Genomic DNA, 18,900 nt, shown 5'->3' on the forward strand with positions numbered 1-18,900 from the left:
GCACGCGCCAAGGAGATTGCCATGAGTGAGCCGGATGACGGCGTGCCCGCCCCCTCGCGGCGGGGAGTGCTGCGCACCGCGGTGGCCTCCACCGCGGCGATGGCCGTGTCCCTGACGGGTCCGCTCCCGAGGGCACATGCGGCGCGGCCGCGTACCGGATCGCTGGGTGACCAGTCGGCCGTGCGCACCCTCACCCTGGGGGACGTCCGGCTCACGTACGTCGTCGACGCGGCGATGGAGCTGGACCGTACCGGTTTCCTCCCCGCCGTCCCCGCCGCGTACTGGAGGGAACACCCCGAGGCGCTCGCGCCCTCCGGGCGCGTCGCCGCCTCGGCGGGCGGCGTCCTCGTGGAGCGGGGAGGCCGCCGGCTGCTGATCGACACGGGCCTGGGCGCCAACGTGCTGGCGCCCTCGCTGGGTGTCTCCCGTGGCGGAGCGCTGCTGCGCACCCTCCGGGCGCTGGGCGTGCCGCCGGGCTCCATCGACACCGTGGCCTTCACGCACCTCCACACGGACCACACCGGCCTCGGCTTCCTCACCGGGCACGGCCGCCGGCCGCGCAAGGCGTTCCCGTGCGCCGACTACCTCGTGGCCCGGGCCGAGTGGGAGCCGTTCTGGAACCGCGAGGTGGAGGTGGGGGCGCCGTCCTGGGAGGGGTTCATGGTGCCGATGTCGCGGGTGCTGCGCCGGTTCGAGGACGGCGACGAGATATGGCCCGGCGTCACCGCGCTGATCACCCCCGGCCACAGCGCGGGCCACACCACCTACGTCGTCTCGGCCCGGGGCGGGCGGCGGATCCTGGTGTTCGGCGACGCCTTCCACACCCCGGCACAGGTGTCCCACCCCGAGTGGCCGTCCGGACCCGACGTGGACGTCGACGGCGTCCTGCGGGCCCGTGCCGCGCTGCTGACACGGCTGCGGGCGCCGCGTACGTACGGCTTCGCCTTCCACTTCGGCGACCAGGCGTTCGGCCGGGTCGCCGCGGGGGACCAGTGGTGCCCGGTGCCGGCCCGTGCGCTCCTGCCGCATCCGGTGCGGCTGACGTGAGCCGCGGTCGTCAGTTGCGCTGGGCGGGGCAGGACACCCACGTCACCATCGACGCCTCGACGGCGCGCCAGGACACCTCGCCCGGCTCCGTCACGTCGAGGGCGTCGCCCGCGTCGAGGGTGTAGTCGGTGGAGTCGACGCGGACGACGACGGTGCCGCTGACGACGTAGACGAACAGGCCCCGGTCGTCGAGGTCGACCGGGCAGGCGCCGTGGTCGCCGGGGAGGGCGGAGACGACGCAGCTGCGCAGCGAGAGCAGGGGGTGCGAGATCTCGCTGAGGCCCCGCGGCCCGTCGGGCACCTTGGCGCGGCGCAGGGTCTCCTGGCCCTCGTGGGCGAGGACCTCCGGGATGCTCACGCCGAGGGCCTCGGTGATGGAGGCCAGGGTGTGCAGCGACGGGTGGTTGATGCCCTTCTCGACCGCGGAGAGGTACGAGACGGAGACGCCGCAGGCCTGGGAGAGGGCCGCCAGCGTGAGGCCGCGCTCCTTGCGCATGCGGCGCAGCTGGCCGCCGACGCGGGCGGCGAGCGTGCTCTGGTCGTCTACGGGTCTCTTCACAGGATCGCCGGGGTCACGGCCCACAGGATCACCGCGGGGTCGCTGGAGGTCACCGTGAGCGTGTGCTCGGGGTGGGAGGAGTAGTGCAGCGTCTCACCGGGGCCGAGCTGGAGGACCGTGGCCCCTATGCGGGTCTCGATCTCGCCCTCGAGCACGAGCAGGAGCCTTTCGCCGAAGCAGGAGTAGGGCGCGGTGGTCTCCGGCGGTTCGATCCGGTCGAGCAGACCGGTGAAGGCGGGGGCGACCGATCGCGCGGACATGACAGTGTAGGTTCTGGCCCGGCCGGTCGCCACCCGCATGTGGTTGGTGTCGGCGGCGCGGTGGACGTGCACGGTCTCGCGTGCCGCCGGGGGGAAGAACGCCGACATGTCCGTGCCCAGGACCGCGGCGAGGGTCGACAGCGCGCTGAGGCTCGGGGTGGTGACCCCGTTCTCCACGTTGGCGAGGTAGCCGCCGGTGAGGTTGGCGCGGTCGGCGAGGTCGGCCAGCGTCATGCCGCGGGCGCGGCGCAACTGGCGGAGTCTGCCTCCCACCTGTTCCACGAGCTCGTCCATGCGCCATCCCCGTATCGTCGTTCCGTACCCGCTGTGCCGGGAGGCCCAGCCGTGCTGCCCGGGTGTGGTGCCCGGCCCTGATGCCCAGAATAGGCAGCGCGCGGAAGGCGGGGTGAGGTGTGCCGCCGCACCCCCGTGACGCCGGCACACCTCGCCGCGCCCGCCGCGCGCTGCCGTCAGACCGTCCAGACGCCGTGGTCGAGGACCATGACCGCGGTGCCGTCCGCCGCCAGGCCCTCCACCGTCATCTCCGGTGAGCCGATCATGAAGTCGACGTGGATGGCCGAGGTGTTGATCCGCGCGTGGTCGGCGGGGTCCTCGACCGGCGCGAGGTAGCCCCAGCCCAGCGCGAGGTGGGTGGCCGCGTTCTCGTCCAGCAGCGTCTCGTGGAAGACGGTGCCCAGCGGCCCGATCCGCCCGGAGCCGTCGACGAGCGCGAGCTCGCCCAGGTACGCGGCGCCCGCGTCGCGGGAGGCGTACCCCTCCAGTACGGCCCCGCCCTTGTCGGCCTCGATCGACACGGCCCGGCCGCCCTCGAAGCGGATCCGCAGGCCCTCGACCGTGGCGCCGGCCAGGACGAGGGGACGGGTCGCGGTCACGACGCCGTCGACGCGCAGCGGGTCCGGCGTCGTCAGCAGCTCCTCCGTGGGCAGGTTGGCGAGGTGCTGGACGCCGTCGCGCGAGTGCATGGAGGTGGTCAGCCAGCGGGAGCTGGGCAGGAGGCCGATCGTGACGTCCGTGCCGGGCGCCCGGAGCCGTATCGCGTCGAACCGCCGGGCGGTGAGGCGGGCGCCGACGTCGGCGAGGTCGGCCATGCGCGTGCGCCAGGCGGCGGCCGGATCGGGTTCGTCGAGGCGGCAGATGTGGAGGAGCTCGTCGACGAGCCGGGACAGCGCCGCGTCCGGGGCGAGCGTCGGGTGCGCCAGGGCCGCCCACTCGGCGGAAGGGGCGGGCACGAGCGTCCAGTTGATGCTGCGGTCGTTGATGACCGTACGGCGCTCGGCGACCATCGGGAGCATGTCCCGACCGGCCAGGACGGGGTCGAGCCCGTCGAGGGCGCCCGGCTCCGTCGGGCCGGTGATGCGGACCGTGGCCGCTCCCGCGTCGCCCTGGGCGAGGACGGAGTCGCCCAGCCACGGGGGGACGAAGTCGAGCGTGTCCGGCCGCGCGTGCTGGACGCGGACGCGCTTGAGCAGGGGATCGAACACGGCCACGTCGACGTAGCGCGCCCCCCGGCCGTACGCGGCCCGGGCTATCTCACGGGCCAGCGGCAGGTGTCCGGGCTCGGCCGACACCACCACGATCTGGCCGGGCTGGACGTTGGCCCCCACCGTCACGGCGAGCTCCGCGACCCCTGTCGTGAACTCCTCAATGCTCCCCATGGGAAGGACTGTACGCCACTTCTCCTGCATGGGAAAGTGAAGTTATGCCAGACAGGAAAAATTCCAAGACCGAGTTACTCCACGCCCCTTCCGGCCCCGAAGCGGGGTCCGCGTCCGCGACCGGACCCGCCCGTGCGGGCAGACGCCGGCCGATCGTCGCCGCCTCGATCGGCAACTTCGTCGAGTGGTACGACTACGCCATCTACGGCACGCTCGCGGTCGTCCTGGCCGAGCTGTACTTCCCGAAGCAGGACCAGACGGCGGCGGTCCTGCTGACCTTCACCGGGTACGCGGTCGCCTCCGTGCTGCGGCCCGCGGGCGCGCTGCTGTTCGGCGCGCTGGGCGACCGGATCGGCCGCAAGTCCACGCTGTCCGCCGTCGTCCTGCTCATGTCGGCCGCCACCGCTGCGATCGGCGTGCTGCCGACGTACTCCGACATCGGCGTGTGGGCGCCGATCCTGCTGTTCTTCTGCCGCGCCCTGCAAGGGCTCTCCGCGGGCGGCGAGTACGGCGGTTCGGCGACGTTCCTGGCCGAGTACGCGCCGCCGGGGAAGCGGGCGCTCTACACGAGCTGGCAGACCTTCACGGTCCTGCTCTCCTTCCTCTGCGGCGCCCTCCTCGGCGCGCTGCTCACCCGGGAGCTGGGCCGCGACGTACTGTTGGCATGGGCATGGCGCATTCCTTTCCTGGTGGCGCTGCCCCTCGGGCTCGTCGGCCTCTACCTGCGCCTGCGCCTGGAGGACACCCCGGCGTTCACCCGGCTCCGGCGGCAGCGGGACGTCCCCCGCAGCCCGCTGCGCGAGGCCGCGCGCGACCACAAGGGAGCGCTCGCCCGCGTCTGGGGGCTCGCCTTCTTCGGCACCGCCGCCACCTTCGTCTTCCTCACCTACTCCACGACGTACGCCGTCGTGACGCTGAAGAAGGACCTCGACCTGGCGCTCATCGGCCTCAGCGCCGGCCTGGTCGCCGGCCTCGTGCTGTGCCCGTTCGTCGGCATCGCCGCCGACAGGTGGGGGCGCCGCCCGGTGATGCTGTACTCCACGATCGCCTGCCTGGCGCTGACGTACCCCGGCTTCCTGCTCATGGGCGGGCGGTCCGACCTCGGGGTCGTCTCCGGGTTCGTCCTCTTCACCGTGCTGCTCACCCTCTACACCGGCGCCGGACCCGCGGTGCTGACCGAGGCGTTCCCCACCCGGGTCCGCTACTCCGGCCTGTCGATGGGCTACAGCGTCGCCGGCTCGCTGACCGGCCTGCTCACGCCGTTCGCGATCGAGTGGCTCATCCGCCACACCGGATCCGCGATCGGCCCGACGCTGTGGATCCTCGCCACCGGGATCGCCGGCCTCACGGCGGCGATCCTGCTGCCCGAGACGCGCGGCAGGGAACTGACCTGAGGACGGCGGTGCGTACGCGCCGCCGGGTGGCCGACGGACCGCCCGGCGGCGCGACGCGTCACCCACCGGCCGTCCGCACCGCGCGCCGGGCCCGTACGCGGCCGGCCGCGTACCCCGCCACCAGCGCGACGGCCAGCAGGACGAGGATCACGAGCGCCACCGCGAACACGTCGCGCAGCCCCAGGCTGCGGCCCGCGACGGCCGACACGCCGCCGCCGCTCATGTGGTGCGCCGCCCGGATCTCCAGGAACGCCGCACAGCACGCCGCCCCGACCGAACCGCCCAGGCTGCGCGCCATGTTGAACAGCAGCGACCCCGACGACGCCTGGCTCGCGCTCAGCGCCCGCGTCGCCATCAGGCCCAGCGCGGCGAGCAGCAGACCGGACCCCACGGACCGGGCCATCAGCGCCACCACGATCACGCCGTACGGCGGCGAGGAACCGGCGAGGAACGGCAGCAGCGCCGCCACCGCGAACACCACCGCCCCCGCGCACGACACCAGGTACGCGTCGACGCGGCGCAGCAGGACGGGCAGGCCCAGCGCGATGACGAGCTGCACCGTCCCGCCGTACAGCGTCACGGTGCCGATCTCGCCGACCGAGAAGCCCAGGTTGGTCAGATAGAAGGGGATCAGGATGAAGCTGGAGTACACCGCCACCCCGGCCACCACGTTGAACACGCAGCTCGACAGGAACGGCCGCAGCCGCAGCAGCCTCAGGTCCACCAGCGGGCTGCGGCTGCGCAGCTCCGTCACCACGAACAGCACGGCGGCGGCCACGGCCACCACCACCGTCACGGTCACCACCGCCGACGCGAACCAGCCGCGCCCCTGGCCCGTGTCCAGCGCGTACTGGGCGCAGAACAGGCCCACCACCGCCGCGCCGATGCTCACCGCGTTCGCCCGGCGCCCGAGCGGCGACTCGTCCTGGCGCATGTCCCGCAGCCCCGGCAGCGCCAGCCACAGCGCGACGGCGCCGACCGGCGCGGCCACGCAGTACAGCGCCCGCCAGCTGAGCCACTCCGCGAGCGTGATGCTCAGGATCGGAGCCAGGACGTAGGAGCCGGTGACCGTGATCGAGAACGTCGAGATCGCCTTCGGCTGCTCCTCGCCCGGCAGCAGCACGACGATGGCGTAGTACGCGAACGGCATGATCGCCCCGCTCGCCGCGCCCTGCACGACGCGGGCCACGAGCAGGCTCTCGAAGTTCCAGGCGGCGGCGGACAGCAGCGCGCCCGCCACGAACACGCACACCAGCAGGACGAGATAGGTGCGCGGGCGGAACACCCGGGTCAGGAAGGCGCTCAGCGAGAGGGTGATCAGCTCGGCGGTCGCGTACGCCGAGATGACCAGTGCGCCCTTGGCGAGCGAGGTGTCCAGCGTCTCCTGGATGGAGCCGAGCGCGGTGCTCGTCATGGACAGGTCCAGCACGGTCATGGCGGCGGCCAGGATGCAGCCGAGCGTGGCGCGCCGGCGCAGCGGCGACAGCTCCTTGCGTACGGCGGGGGCCGCCGCCGGGCCGGATGCCGTCATGAGCGGCCCTCGGGGCCTGCGGGCACCCGGCCCCACGCGTAGACGGTGATGGAGCGGATGTCGGTGAAGCCGGGGTCGGCGCACAGCGCGCTTACCTCGTCCACGTCTTCTTGCGTGAGCAGCCCGGTGCGGACCAGGTACGCGCCCTCCTGCCGGATGTTGGCCGCCGCCAGCGCGCCGTAAGGCCCGCGCTCGCCCAGGCGGTTGGCCCGGGTGAAGACGGAGACATCCACCAGCCCGGCGCGCGCCAGCTGCGACGGCAGCGTCTGCGCCCACCGCGTCATGTCCGAGCCCTGCGCCTCCCAGACCTTCTCCAGGGCACCGAAGAACCGCCGGACCGGCGCGTACGCGGACCCGGCCGCCGGCATGCACATCGGGTCGCCGAGCACGAGCCGGCCGCCGGGCTTCAGCCACCGCGCCGCGCGGGCGACGAGCGCCTCCCGCTCGGGCAGGTGGCAGAAGGTGAGCCGGGAGTGCACGAGGTCGAACGAGCCCGGCGCTAAGTCGAGTTCCCGGATGTCGCCGGTACGCCACTGGAGGTGGGGCCGCTCGGTGTCGGTGAGGTACCGGGTGTCGATGTCGACGGCGACCACACCGCCGTCCGGGCACTGGTCGGCCATCCAGCGCGCGACGGACCCCGCGCCCGCGCCGATCTCCAGGCACCGCCAGTCGCGCCCGATCCCGGCGGAGCGGAGCACCCGCCGGGTGTCGGGGTCGCCCCACTCCTGGAGGAGCCGCAGGCGGTCGAACTCCTCGGCCGTGTCCTTGCTCAGCGGGCCCGACGCGTAGTCGGTCGCCAGTTCTTCCATCAGCTCACCACCGCCGTGTCGTCGGGTCGCTGTTCCGGTGCCGGTCCCGGTGCCGGTTCCGGTGGGCGCCGGTGGCGCTGCCCCAGCTCCGCTTCGAGGGCCGCCGCCACGCGGAACACGGTCGCCTCGTCGAAGGCCCGCCCCACGATCTGCAGACCGATGGGCAGGCCGTCCGCGGCGAACCCGATCGGCAGGGACAGCGCCGGGTGACCGGTCACGCTGAACGGGATCGTCTGCATGTCGTTGGCGAGCTTGGGCGGCGGCCAGTTCTCCGGGAAGTCGCCCCAGCGCGCGGCCGTGGTCTGGCCGCACACCGTGATCAGCACGTCGTACCGGTCGAACACGGTCTCGTCGAGCCGCCGCCGCAGCCACCGCCGTACGTCGTACGCGCGCAGCAGGTCGGACGCGCCGACCCCGGCGCCGGGCATCACCCGCTGGTAGGTGTAGCGCCCGAACTCCCGGGGGCGGCGCCGCAGATCCTCCTCGTGGGTGGCGAACGCCTCCGCCGCGAAGATGACGCGGCCGCACGCGTTGAAGACGTCGTACGGCGGCAGCGCGACCTCCTCGACCGAGGCGCCGAGCCCGCCGAGCACCCCGAGGGCCCGCTCGATGCCGGTCACGATCTCCGGCAGCGTCGCGGGGTCCTCGGCGTACCAGCCGGGCGAGCACGCCACCCGCAGCCCCGCGACGCCCCGGCCCAGGACCGCGGTGTAGTCGGGGACCTCCGCACCGGCCGTGCGCGTGCGCGGGTCGGCCGGATCGGCGCCCGCGATCACCCGCAGCGCCGCCGCCGCGTCGCCGACCGTCCAGGTCAGCGGCCCGAAGTGGTCCAGCGTCCAGGAGAGCGTCTGGACACCGTGCCCCGACACCCTCCCGTACGTCGGCTTCAGGCCGACCGCCCCGCAGTGGAACGCCGGGCCCCGGGTGGACCCGCTGGTGTCGGAGCCGACGGTGACCCGGACCAGCCCGGCCGCGACCGCGGCGCCCGAGCCCGACGACGAGCCGCTGGGCACGTGGTCGCCGCTCCACGGGTTGCGGGCGGGCGGCACGGGCAGGTCGAAGCTCGGGCCGCCGACCGCGAACTCGAACGTGGTCAGCTTGCCGAGGCCGACCGCGCCCCCGTCGCGCAGCCGCCGCTCGACCGTGCTGTCGGCGTCCGCGAGATGGCCGTCGCGCAGCCGGGAGGCGCTGGTGGTGGGCACCCCCTCCGCGTCGAAGATGTCCTTCAGCGCGTACGGGACGCCGTGCAGCGGCCCCCGGTCGAGCCCGGCCCGCAGCTCGCGGTCCGCCGCCGCGGCCCGCTCCAGCGCCGTCTCCTCCGTCACCCGGATGAAGGCGTGCAGCGCGGGGTCGAGCCGGGCGATCCGGTCGAGGGCGGCGCGGGCGAGCTCCACCGAGGTGAGCTCACCCGCCCGCAGCAGCGCGCCCGCCTCCGCGACCGACAGTTCGTGGAGCGGCGCGGCGGCCGTGGGTCCGTCAGGCACCCGGCGCCTCCCGCACCTCGGGCGCGGCGGTGTCCGTCCGGACCTCCCGCAACAGCTCCGTCATGGCCCGCAGGCCCGCGTAACCGCGCACGACGCCGTCCTTGAGGTCGGCCGGCACCTCGATGCCCAGCCGGCCCGCGAGGACGTCGAACTCCTCCGCTACGGCCCCTCCCTCAGACGCCATCGACGCCCGGCTCCCGCGGTCCGGCCTCGCGCTGCGCGGCGAGCCAGGCCTCCACCTCGTGCGACGCCGTCGGCAGCTTCTCCGTCAGCAGCCGGGAGCCGCCCGCGGTGACCAGCACGTCGTCCTCGATGCGCACGCCGATGCCGCGCAGCTCCTCGGGCACCAGCTCGTCGTGCGGCTGGAGGTAGAGGCCGGGCTCCATGGTCAGCACGTGGTTCTCGCGCAGCGTGCCGCTGCCGTAGTACTCGGGCCGCGCGTGCCCGCAGTCGTGCACGTCCAGGCCGAGCATGTGCCCGAAGCCGTGCAGCGACCACCTGCGGTACGCCATCGTCTCCGGGTCCAGCACCTCCTCCAGGCTCCCCTTGAGCAGGCCGAGCCCGCGCAGGCCCTCCGCGAGGACCCGGTTGCAGACCGTCTGGATCTCGGCGAACTCCACGCCCGGGGCGATCGCCTCCAGGCCCGCGGTCCGCGACGCGTACACGATGTCGTACACATCGCGCTGCGCCGGGGTGAAGGTTCCGGAGACCGGCAGGACGCGCGTCACGTCGGCCGTGTAGCAGTGGACGTTCTCCACGCCCATGTCGAGGAGCAGGATCTGCCCCGGCTCGACCACCGCGTCGTTGCGCGACCAGTGCAGGATCGTGGAGCGGGGCCCGCCGCCGACGATGGAGCTGTAGCCGAGGCCGTTGCCGTCGACGCGCGCACGCCAGGAGAACACGCCCTCGATGTACCGCTCGGACGTCGGGGCGTCGGGCCGCAGCCGCCGGGCGACGTCCTCGAAGCCGCGCACCGTGGCGTCGACCGCGTCCTGGAGCTGCGCGATCTCCCACTCGTCCTTCTCCAGGCGCAGCTCGGACAGCACGCTCGCCAGCAGCGCGTCCCGCTCCTTGTTGTCGGGTGTGACGGGGAGCGAGCCGCGCTCCATGCCGCCGTCGATACCGGTGTCGTACCCGCGCAGCACCCGCAGCCGGTCCGAGGAGGCCACCGACGCCAGGACCTTGGGCAGCTCGCCGAGGGCCCGCGTCTCGATCTCGAAGAGGACGGACTTCTCCTGCGGCGAGTGGCGCCGGCCGTGCCAGATCTCGCCGTCCATCCGGTCCAGGTACTGGGCGCTGGTCGAGGAGTCCGAGCGCGGCTGCGCGTACAGCACGGGGTCGTGCCCGGTGGCCGTCGGGTGCAGGACCAGCACCGAGTTGGGTTCCTGGTCGCCGGTCAGCCACAGGAAGTCGCTGCCCGCCCGGAACTCGTACGGCGCGCCGAAGGTCCGGGAGCGGATGTTCCCCGTGGGGATCACCAGGGTGTCGCCCGGGAAGGCCGCCGAGAGCAGCGCCCGGCGCCGGGTGAGCTGCTTGACGTGGGGGACCGGGGCGACGTCGATCTCGTCCTTGCTCCAGCCGGTCGTCATCAAGTCCAGGAACTTCTCCGGGATCGCCCGGTCGTGCGTTCCCGAGATCTCTTCCCGCCCGATGTTGCCCATGGTGTGTCCCTCTTTTTGTGCGGTGGTGTCCCCGTCGCCGGGGCTGACTGTGTGTTCAACGGGCGGGATCCGCCGCCCGGAACTTCCCCGCCTCGTCCGGGTGACGGACCAGGTGGGCGCAGGTGATGAGGTCGAGGTACGCGCAGCCCGTGGAGGCGAAGACCGTCCGCCGCCGCGCGAGGTCCCCGGGTGAGCCGGGTGCGTCGAGGGCGCTCAGCTCGAGGGCGCCGGCGTGGCTCTCGCCCGCCTCGGCGATCGCCGTGCGCAGGTCCTCGACGATCACGACGCTGTCGCGGAGCAACGCCACCGGCACCTCCCGGGAGGTGGTGGTGTGCGCGCCCACGCAGTTGATGTGGATGTGGTCGGGCAGCCGTGCCGAGATCGGCAGCGGCTCCACCGAGGTGGTCGCGGTCGACAGGATGTCGACGCCCTCGCTCGCCCGCTCGGCGGAGTCGCACAGGACGACGCGCGGCGGCCTGCGGTGCCGCTCCCCGGCGGCGTCGGCGATGTCGGCGATGTCGTGGGCGAAGGCCCTCGCGTGGCGCGGGGTGCGCGACCAGATCCGTACCTCCTCCAGGTCGCGCACCGCCGACACCCCGAGGAACTGCCGGCGGGCCTGGACGCCCGAACCGATGACGCCCAGCACCCGGCTGCCGGGCGCGGCGCACCGGTCGGTCACCAGGGCGGTGACGGCGGCGCACTTGAGGTTGGTGACGGTGGCGCCGTCCAGCGTGCCGAGGAAGCGGCCGGTGGAGACAGAGAACATCGGCACGACGGACGTCACGGTCGAGCCCCGGCCGGCGACCGGGGAGGCCACGATGGTCGCGACCTTGTTGACGTACAGGTCGTGGTCGGGCGAGACGGCGGGCATGGAGAGGAACTTCGCGCCCGTGGCGTCCTCGACCGTCTCGCGCGGCGGCACCAGCATCCGCGCGACGGCCCCGTCGCGCAGCGCGTCGCGCATCGCCCCCGCCAGCGCCCGGATGCGCGGCAGGGACGAGTCGGGTGCCTCGGCCGGCGTCATGCGAATCCGTCCAGGACGTCCTCCAGTACGGTGACGAAGCGCTCCGTCATCGCGGCCGTCATGTCGCCGCGCAGCATCAGCCGGATGCCGGCCTGCCCGCGCGGCACCACGGGGAAGAACATCGCCGAGCAGTAGTAGCCGCGCCGGTACAGCTCGGTGGCCAGCCGCACCGCCCGCTCGTTCTCGCCCACGGTGACGAACTTGATGTGCGAGCCGGTGCCCCGGACGCCGCGGTCCTTCATCCGCCGGTCGAAGAGCGCGATGTTCTCGGCGAGGCGCCGCTGGCGCACGCCGAGTTCGGGGGACCGGTGGACGGCGATGCTGCCCAGCGTCGTCCCGATGGCGGCGGTACGCAGCCCCTGGGACCAGCCCATCGGCCCGGAGCGGTACAGGAAGTCGAACTGGCTGGAGGCGCCCAGCATGGCGATGCCGCCGGTGGATCCGAACGCCTTGGCCGTCGAGGCGACGATCATGGTGCGCTCGTCGAGCTCCCGGAACACCGAGCGGGCGTAGCCCTCGCCGTACGGGCCCTGCGTGGACAGCGCGTGCGAGTCGTCGAGGTAGACGTACAGCCCGTACCTCTCCTGGAGCGCCCGGATGCCCTCCAGGTCGGCGAGGCCGCCGGTGGAGTAGGCGCCCTCGCACACGTAGGCCACGCGCGGGTAGCGCCGGCAGACGTCCTCGAGGAAGTCCATGTCGTTGTGCGGGCAGGTCAGCACCAGCGTCTCGTCGGCGACGACCGGCTTGACGAAGTTCATCGAGAAGTGCGCGAACCGGTCGAACACGACGACCAGCGGATCGGTGCCGGTGAGGTGCCCCGACCCGAGCAGCGGCAGGACGGCGGAGCTGAGCACGCCGCACGAGATCGACGGCAGCACCCGCGTCCCGAACAGCGCCGACAGCTCCTCCTCCACCCGGTGCGCGGCGTCCAGCCGGATGCGGAACTCGGCCATGGCGAGCCCGGTGACCCGCTCCTCCCGCAGGGCCGTCACCCCGGCCTCGACGACCGTGGGGTGGCTGTTGAGACCCAGGTACGAGCAGGAGGCGAGGTTGAGGAACTCGTGTCCGGTCCGTACGTCGCGGAGCCGGTTCTGGCCGTGCGTGGCGTCGACGCGGATGTCGAGCATGCCGTGGTCGGCGGCCAGCTGCCACGCGGACTCGCTCGCCGGGACCATGCGCTGGTTGTTCCGGAACCGGTGTGGCCCCATGACGTCCTCGATGCCGGTCTCGGTCACCGCACCGCCTCGGGCTCGCGCTCGGGTTCGCGCTCGGGCCCGGGCTCGCGCTCGGGCGACTTCAGGAACGCGCCCAGCCGCGCCAGCGCCTCACGCGCCTTGGCCAGCCGCGTGGGGTGCAGGTGCCACACGTGCACCATGCCCGGCCACACCTCCAGCGTGGCCGGCACCCCGGCGGCGGCCAGCTTGGCCGCGAACCGCTCGGCGTCGCTGTGCAGCATCTCCCGCTCGCCCACCTGGATGAGCACCGGCGGCAGGCCGTGCACCTCGCCGTAGAGCGCCGAGACGTACGGCGTCTCGGGCGCGGTCCCCGCCAGGTACGCCGCCGCGACGTCGTCCACCACCGACCGCGTGATGAGCGGGTCGATCGCCTCCTTCGACGTGAAGGTCTCGCCCGTGCCGGCCAGGTCCACCCACGGCGAGACGCAGGCCGCGGCCCGCGGCATCGGCAGCCCCTGGTCCCGCGCGGCGAGCAGCGACGCGAACAGCAGGCCGCCGCCCGCCGAGTCCCCGGCGACGACGACCGACTCGGGCGCACGGCCCTCGGCGAGCACCGCCTTGTAGACGGCGAGCGCGTCCTCCAGCGCCGCCGGGTACTTGTGCTCCGGGGCCCTGCGGTACTGCGGGTGCAGGAAGGCGCAGCCGGCGCTGCGCGCGGCCTCGGCCACCATGGAGCCGTGGCTGCGCTGCGTACCGAACACGTAGCCGCCGCCGTGCAGCCAGATGCCGATCCGCGCGGGGTCGGCCCCCGGAGGGGTGAGGAGGTACGCGGGTACGCCGCCCACCTCGCACTCCGAGACCCGGACGTCGGCCGCGACCGGCGTGCCCCACCGGTCGTAGAAGTCCCGGCCCTCGAAGAGGTCCTCGGGCCATTCGTCGGCGCGCAGCAGGTCCAGCAGGGCCGCCAGTTCGCGCTCGTCCGCGGCGCTCATGCCCGGTATGTCGTCCGGGCGGTGCAGGAGTGACATGGGGGCCTCAGTTTCCGCGTGCGACGGCGCTCACGCCACGGTGGTAGCGGTCGTGGTCGGGGGTGCCGGCGTCCGGCACGGTGACGTGGACCTCGGGCATCGGGAGCCGGTAGTGCGCGTACCAGGTGTTCAGGTTCCGGCCGTCGGAGAACTGGAGCTCGATGTGGCGCAGCGGGCGCTTGCCGGGCCTGGCCGGGTCCGTCAGGGTCGGCGCGGTGCCGGCGTGGGCGAGGCCGCCGGAGACCTCGTTGTTGAGGACGACCATGGCCATGTCGTCGCCGAGGTCGACGTCGACGGCCACGGCGAGCTCGGGGTCGGCGAGGAGGGCGTCGGCGTACTCCTGCTTGACGGCGACGTTGTAGCTGTGCGGCATCAGCTCGACCAGGTCGGCGGGGTCGATGCCGCCCCGCCGGCAGAACTCACGGGTGTCGCACACGATGGGCCGGCCGCCGGTGATGTTGGTGTTGGGGCCGTAGACGTTGCCGATGAAGGTGGTGGCGGCGTCGAAGTGGACGCACTTGGTGGTGAGGAACTCGCGGGACTCCGTGTGGTCGGAGTTGGGCGTGAAGCTGGTGTTCTTGTTGAATCCGTCGACGTCCATGGAGGCGACCTGGTCGTACCCCATGGCGACCGGGGTGTGCTTGGTGAGGTCGACCTCGGCGGTGAAGGCGCGGAAGAGCGCCTCCAGGTAGTCGCGGGCCGCGGCGGCGTGGGCCTCGTCGTGGATGTCCATGCCGTGCCGCGCGAGCAGGGCCCGCACGCCGTGGCAGACGGCCAGGCCCTCCCCGTCCGCGACGAGGTCCACCACACGCGTGATCAGCTCGGTCGGCACGGAGCCGAACCGGCCGTCGGCCACCTCCACGTCGTAGCGGGAGACGTCCACCATGGCTTCGTTCACGATCTGTGTCAGCGGGGTGCTCACAAGGTCCTCCACGTGTGCGGGGTACGGGGGTCGGGGGACGGCGTCAGCGCACGGGCCGCGCCGCCCCCTCGTGCAGCGCGAGCATGCGCCGGGCCTTGAGGACGAAGGGGGGTGCGAGCACCCGGTCCTTGCTGACCGCGAAGCCCGCCTCGTTGGCCTCGTAGTCCTTGATCGTGTGGCGGTAGCCGTCGAGCTCCTCCGGGGTGACGGTGAACGTCTCCACGATCGCCTCGACCTGCTTGGGGTGGATGGCCGCCTTGCCGGTGAAGCCGCACCGCTTCGCGGCCTCGCACTGGGCGCGGACCACGTCCATGTCCCACAGTTCGAAGGAGTTGGTGTCGATGACGGGCAGGCCGTGGCGGGAGGCGGCCACGCACATCCGGACCCGCGCGTGGGCCAGGTACGACTCGTCCGGCGCCCACATCTCGGCGGCCAGGTCGGCCTGGCCGAAGCAGAGGCCGTCGCTGGCGGCGGCGATGTCGAAGACGTTCTCGACCGCGTCCACGGTCTCGATGAAGCTGCATATCTCCGGCGGCCGGGGCAGGTCGGACAGCAGCGACCGGTAGATGGCGACGTCGCGCCCGGCGGCGACCTTCGGCACCAGCACCGTCCGTACGGGCAGGCCGCCGATCTCGCCGCCGAGCTCCAGGAGCAGCTGGAGGTCGAGCAGCCCGTCCAGCGTCTCCACGCTGTTGACGCGCACCGACACCCCGGACAGCCCGGTCCCGGTCAGGTCGGTCTCGCCGAGCAGCCGGCGGGCGAGCGGCTTCTTCTGCTTCGGGACGGAGTCCTCCAGGTCGAGCACGAGCGCGACGGAGTGCCGGGGCACGTTCTTGAGCAGGGTGTCGACGCGCGACGCCGGTACGTAGAAGAGGCAGGGGTCGACCTTCACGCCTGCTCCTCCCGTCCGAAGAGCGCGTTCATCTTCCGCAGCGAGAACGTCTCGTAGCGGATCGGCTCGTACGCCGCCGGGCGCTCGCGGGTGAACTTGGGGAAGGCCTCGATGACCGCGTCGTCGTTGGCCAGCTTGAAGAAGACGATGGACTGGCGCGGCCGGTCGACGAGCCGGACGCGGTGCGGGGTCGACACGTACTCGTCGTTCGACCAGCGGGCCATCAGGTCGCCGATGTTGACGACGAACCAGTCGCGCTCGGGTACGTCCACGTCGATCCAGGTGCCCGCCCGGTCGCGCAGCTGGAGCCCGGGGCCGTCCTCCGTGAGCAGGGTGATCAGGGTGCCGTCGGTGTGCTCACCCATGCCCTGGTCGTTGGCGAACTCCCGCTGCACGCCCGGGTAGTACTGCGAGCGCAGCGAGTCGTTGGACCGGTCGGTGCGGGTGGCGAAGAAGTCGCGGGGCAGCTCCAGGGCGATGGTCAGCAGCTCGGTGAGGCGCGCCGCGAGGGACTCGCAGGCGGTGAAGTAGGTCTTCAGCGCGGCGCGCAGCGCGGTGCCGCGCTCGTCGGCCGGGAAGGGGAGCTCCTCGGCGTCGTCGAGGACGAGCCGCCCGACGCTGAACTTCTCGACGTAGTCCGCCGGCATGCCCTGCCTGCCGGTGTAGGCGTAGGCGTTCTCCGACAGCAGGGCGCTGTAGCCGTAGGGGCTGTAGTCGTTGTCGCCGCGCGCCGTGCTCGTCCGCATCGGCAGGGCGTTCTTCTCCGCCGCGGGCCGCCGGAAGAAGTCGAGGGACAGCGCGTAGGCGTCGTCGAAGACCCGGCGGTCGATGCCGTGGCCGCGTACGACGAAGAAGCCGACCTCGGTGCAGGCCCGGGAGATCTCGTCGGCGACCTTCTCCTCGCCTCCGTCCGCCGTCGCCTGTTCGAGGTTGATCACCGGAAGTGCGGTCATGGGCGTCTCCTGTCTCAGAGCTGAGGGTCGGTGACCGGGTTGCCCGGGTTACGCAGGGGGGCCAGGAGGGTGCGGTCGAACGCGATGACCTGGACCCCGTCCTGGTTGCGGCCCACCGTGTGGACGGTGACGACGCCCTCGCCCGGCCGGCCGGCGGAGAGGCGCTTCGCGGTGATCGTGGTCTCGGCGTAGAGCGTGTCCCCGACGAACACGGGGGCGGTGAGCCGGACCCTGTCCCAGCCGAGGTTGGCGACGGCCTTCTGGCTGATGGTCTTCACCGTCATCCCGTTGACGATCCCGAAGGTGACCAGGCTGGAGACCAGCAGCTTCTTGAACGGGGTCTCGGCGGCGTAGACCTCGTCGATGTGGAGCGGGTGCTGGTTGAGGCAGAGCAGCGAGCTCCAGATGTTGTCGGTCGCGGTGATCGTGCGCCCGGGCCGGTGCTCGAAGACGTGGCCCACGACGTAGTCCTCGTAGGACAGTCCGTCGTCCTCGCGGAACCTCCCGGGTTCCAGCTCGACGTACGACGACGGCGCCGACCGCGCCTCCCATGTCGGATCGCTCATCGGGTTCCCTCCCGGGGCCCGGCCAGGTGCGGCACCGGCGCCGTGTCGTCGGGGCGGGCGCCGGCGCGGTGCAGGGCGGCCAGCACCGCGCGGACGGCGGCCGCGTGCGCGGTGCTGCCCAGGCCCACGCCCCACACCGGGCGGTGCTCCACGAGCACCCGGGCGTAGCAGGCGTGCGCGGCGCCGGTGGCGGGCCCGGCCTCGCCGTGGACGAGCCGGTCCGCCGCGGCGCGCACCCCGCGGGCGCGGACCGCGGCGAGCAGCGCGCCGATCGGATCGCCGTCGCCGTCGCCGTCCCTGCCGCCGTCGCCACCGTCGCGTGCCGCGAGGGGGGCCCAGGCGCCGATGTCGCCGTACTCGGCGTGGAAGGTGTCCCAGATCCGGTCCGGCGCCACCTCGGCCCCGGTCACGTCGGTGACCCGCTGGATCACCCCGGCGAAGTCGGCCCGCAGCCCGGCGGGCAGGTCGAGCCCCCACCCGGTGCGCAGGACGTGCGCGATACCGCCCTTGCCGGACTGGCTGTTGACGCGGATGACCGGCTCGTAGCCGCGGCCGATGTCCCGGGGGTCGATCGGCAGGTAGGGCACCTCCCAGGGCAGCTCGCGGGCCGGTGTCCCGGTCTCGGCGGCCCGGCCCTCCAGGTGGGCGAGGCCCTTGGCGATGGCGTCCTGGTGGGTGCCGGAGAAGGCGGTGAAGACGAGGTCGCCGGCGTAGGGGTGGCGGGCCGGCACCGGCATCTCGTTGCACTCCTCGACGACCGCGCGGATCGCCGGGATGTCGGACAGGTCGAGCTGCGGGTCGACGCCGCGGCTGAAGAGGTTCAGCGCCAGGGTGACCAGGCAGACGTTGCCGGTCCGCTCGCCGTTGCCGAACAGCGTGCCCTCGACCCGGTCGGCACCGGCCGCCAGCGCGAACTCGGCGGCGGCCACGGCCGTGCCCCGGTCGTTGTGCGGGTGGACGGAGAGGATGATGCCGTCGCGCCGGTCGAGGTTGCGGTGCATCCACGCGATCTGGTCGGCGAAGACGTGCGGCGCGTGCGTCTCCACCGTGCTCGGCAGGTTGAGGGTCAGCGGCCGCTCGGGCGACGCGTCGACGATCTCGGCGACGGTGTTCGCGATCTCCAGCGCGAACGCGGGCTCGGTGACGTTGAAGGTCTCCGGTGAGTACTCGAACCGGATGTCCCCGTCGGCGCGGTCGGCGAGGCGCACCATCCGCAGGGCGCTCTCCCGCGCCAGCGCCAGCACTTCGGACGGCGTCATCCGGAAGACGACGTCCCGCCACAGGCACGCCGTCGCGTGGCAGAGGTGCACCACGGCGCGGTCGGCGCCGCGTACGGCCTCGAAGGTGCGGTCGATGAGGTCGGGGCGGGCGGGGGTGAAGACCGAGACCGTGACGTCGTCGGGTAACTCGTCACCGGTGACGAGCCGGCGTACGAACGCGAAGTCGTCCTCGCTCGCCGAGGGGTAGCCGATCTCGATGTCCTTGAACCCCATACGGACGAGCAGGTCGAACATCGCCCGCTTGCGCCGCGGGTCCATCGGGTTCGCCAGGGCCTGGTTGCCGTCGCGCAGGTCCACCGAGCTCCACAGGGGGGCGCGGTCCGGGGGGTTGTCGAGCCAGGTGCGGGAAGGGGGCCCGGTCAACTCCGGTGCGGCGGGCCGCCGGTAGCGGTGGACCGGCATCCCGGACGGCCGTTGGGGATTCCACCAGGGCGTTGGGGCCGTGGGCTCGCTGGTGGACGGTGGTGGTGTCATGGGTGCTCCCTCGGCGAACCTGCGTGTGTTTCACGAACAGTGCGTCTCGGGCTGTCCGGGACGAGGGACAGGGCTGTGGGCCGAAGGCGGTCGCCCCAGATGTGGTGGAAAAAGGTCTCGGGGTGCGCTGCAGGAACGTTCCCCCCGTTCTGCGCGCCCCCGAAG

18 protein-coding genes are annotated in these 18,900 nt (G+C 73.0%); 2 read left to right on the top strand and 16 right to left on the bottom strand.

Translation table 11 applies throughout. From position 1 onward, the window contains the following. Window positions 1–21: 21 nt before the first annotated feature. Window positions 22–1,047: an MBL fold metallo-hydrolase gene (locus ACIRNI_RS07890; RefSeq protein ID WP_403549310.1), complete on the top strand. Its 1,026-nt coding sequence runs from the start codon at window positions 22–24 to the stop codon at window positions 1,045–1,047. Between the two features lie 10 nt (window positions 1,048–1,057). Here the strand turns inward: ACIRNI_RS07890 and ACIRNI_RS07895 are convergent, their stop codons facing one another. From ACIRNI_RS07895 to ACIRNI_RS07905, 3 genes are all read right to left on the bottom strand, one after another. After that, window positions 1,058–1,606, bottom strand: coding sequence for a helix-turn-helix domain-containing protein (locus ACIRNI_RS07895; RefSeq protein ID WP_403549312.1), 549 nt, complete (start codon window positions 1,604–1,606; stop codon window positions 1,058–1,060). Next, complete coding sequence (locus tag ACIRNI_RS07900; protein ID WP_403549314.1) at window positions 1,603–2,160, bottom strand: helix-turn-helix domain-containing protein; 558 nt, start codon at window positions 2,158–2,160, stop codon at window positions 1,603–1,605. Before ACIRNI_RS07900 ends, ACIRNI_RS07895 begins: the two co-directional genes overlap by 4 nt. 176 nt (window positions 2,161–2,336) lie before the next feature. Beyond that, window positions 2,337–3,542, bottom strand: a complete 1,206-nt coding sequence (locus tag ACIRNI_RS07905; RefSeq protein ID WP_403549316.1) for an aminopeptidase — start codon at window positions 3,540–3,542, stop codon at window positions 2,337–2,339. Window positions 3,543–3,586: 44 nt separating this feature from the next. On the opposite strand from ACIRNI_RS07905, the gene ACIRNI_RS07910 reads away from it, so the two are divergent. Then, on the top strand, window positions 3,587–4,936 hold the full coding sequence (locus ACIRNI_RS07910; protein ID WP_403549318.1) for an MFS transporter: 1,350 nt from the start codon (window positions 3,587–3,589) through the stop codon (window positions 4,934–4,936). A gap of 58 nt (window positions 4,937–4,994) precedes the next feature. On the opposite strand, the gene ACIRNI_RS07915 is transcribed toward ACIRNI_RS07910, so the two are convergent. The 13 genes from ACIRNI_RS07915 to ACIRNI_RS07975 are packed head-to-tail and all read right to left on the bottom strand — an operon-like array spanning window position 4,995 to window position 18,735. Continuing rightward, complete coding sequence (locus tag ACIRNI_RS07915) at window positions 4,995–6,467, bottom strand: MFS transporter (protein WP_403549320.1); 1,473 nt, start codon at window positions 6,465–6,467, stop codon at window positions 4,995–4,997. Continuing rightward, a complete protein-coding gene (locus ACIRNI_RS07920; protein WP_403549322.1) occupies window positions 6,464–7,276 on the bottom strand; it encodes a methyltransferase domain-containing protein in 813 nt (270 codons plus the stop codon). Before ACIRNI_RS07920 ends, ACIRNI_RS07915 begins: the two co-directional genes overlap by 4 nt. Next, window positions 7,276–8,760: an amidase gene (locus ACIRNI_RS07925; protein WP_403549324.1), complete on the bottom strand. Its 1,485-nt coding sequence runs from the start codon at window positions 8,758–8,760 to the stop codon at window positions 7,276–7,278. The genes ACIRNI_RS07920 and ACIRNI_RS07925 overlap by 1 nt, the downstream gene beginning before the upstream one ends. After that, window positions 8,753–8,944, bottom strand: coding sequence for a hypothetical protein (locus ACIRNI_RS07930; RefSeq protein WP_403549326.1), 192 nt, complete (start codon window positions 8,942–8,944; stop codon window positions 8,753–8,755). The genes ACIRNI_RS07925 and ACIRNI_RS07930 overlap by 8 nt, the downstream gene beginning before the upstream one ends. Next, on the bottom strand, window positions 8,934–10,421 hold the full coding sequence (locus ACIRNI_RS07935) for an aminopeptidase P family protein (protein ID WP_403549328.1): 1,488 nt from the start codon (window positions 10,419–10,421) through the stop codon (window positions 8,934–8,936). The genes ACIRNI_RS07930 and ACIRNI_RS07935 overlap by 11 nt, the downstream gene beginning before the upstream one ends. A gap of 55 nt (window positions 10,422–10,476) precedes the next feature. Further along, the gene (locus ACIRNI_RS07940; RefSeq protein ID WP_403549329.1) at window positions 10,477–11,445 is read right to left on the bottom strand and encodes an ornithine cyclodeaminase family protein; all 969 of its coding nucleotides are present in this window, start codon (window positions 11,443–11,445) and stop codon (window positions 10,477–10,479) included. After that, the gene (locus ACIRNI_RS07945) at window positions 11,442–12,680 is read right to left on the bottom strand and encodes an aminotransferase class I/II-fold pyridoxal phosphate-dependent enzyme (protein ID WP_403549331.1); all 1,239 of its coding nucleotides are present in this window, start codon (window positions 12,678–12,680) and stop codon (window positions 11,442–11,444) included. The genes ACIRNI_RS07940 and ACIRNI_RS07945 overlap by 4 nt, the downstream gene beginning before the upstream one ends. Continuing rightward, window positions 12,677–13,648, bottom strand: a complete 972-nt coding sequence (locus ACIRNI_RS07950; RefSeq protein ID WP_403549334.1) for an alpha/beta hydrolase — start codon at window positions 13,646–13,648, stop codon at window positions 12,677–12,679. Before ACIRNI_RS07950 ends, ACIRNI_RS07945 begins: the two co-directional genes overlap by 4 nt. 7 nt (window positions 13,649–13,655) lie before the next feature. After that, window positions 13,656–14,570, bottom strand: a complete 915-nt coding sequence (locus tag ACIRNI_RS07955; RefSeq protein WP_403549336.1) for a hypothetical protein — start codon at window positions 14,568–14,570, stop codon at window positions 13,656–13,658. A 43-nt stretch (window positions 14,571–14,613) separates the two neighbouring features. Further along, window positions 14,614–15,462, bottom strand: a complete 849-nt coding sequence (locus ACIRNI_RS07960; RefSeq protein WP_403549337.1) for an HpcH/HpaI aldolase/citrate lyase family protein — start codon at window positions 15,460–15,462, stop codon at window positions 14,614–14,616. Then, window positions 15,459–16,415, bottom strand: a complete 957-nt coding sequence (locus ACIRNI_RS07965; protein WP_403549339.1) for an isopenicillin N synthase family dioxygenase — start codon at window positions 16,413–16,415, stop codon at window positions 15,459–15,461. Before ACIRNI_RS07965 ends, ACIRNI_RS07960 begins: the two co-directional genes overlap by 4 nt. 14 nt (window positions 16,416–16,429) lie before the next feature. Continuing rightward, window positions 16,430–16,981 carry a MaoC family dehydratase gene (locus tag ACIRNI_RS07970; RefSeq protein WP_403549341.1) on the bottom strand — a complete coding sequence of 184 codons (552 nt, stop codon included), beginning with the start codon at window positions 16,979–16,981 and terminating at the stop codon, window positions 16,430–16,432. Next, window positions 16,978–18,735, bottom strand: coding sequence for a 2-isopropylmalate synthase (locus ACIRNI_RS07975; RefSeq protein WP_403549343.1), 1,758 nt, complete (start codon window positions 18,733–18,735; stop codon window positions 16,978–16,980). Before ACIRNI_RS07975 ends, ACIRNI_RS07970 begins: the two co-directional genes overlap by 4 nt. Window positions 18,736–18,900: the final 165 nt, after the last annotated feature.

The sequence above is a fragment of the Streptomyces sp. NPDC093546 genome (genome assembly GCF_044765045.1).
Taxonomy (GTDB): Bacteria; Actinomycetota; Actinomycetes; order Streptomycetales; family Streptomycetaceae; genus Streptomyces.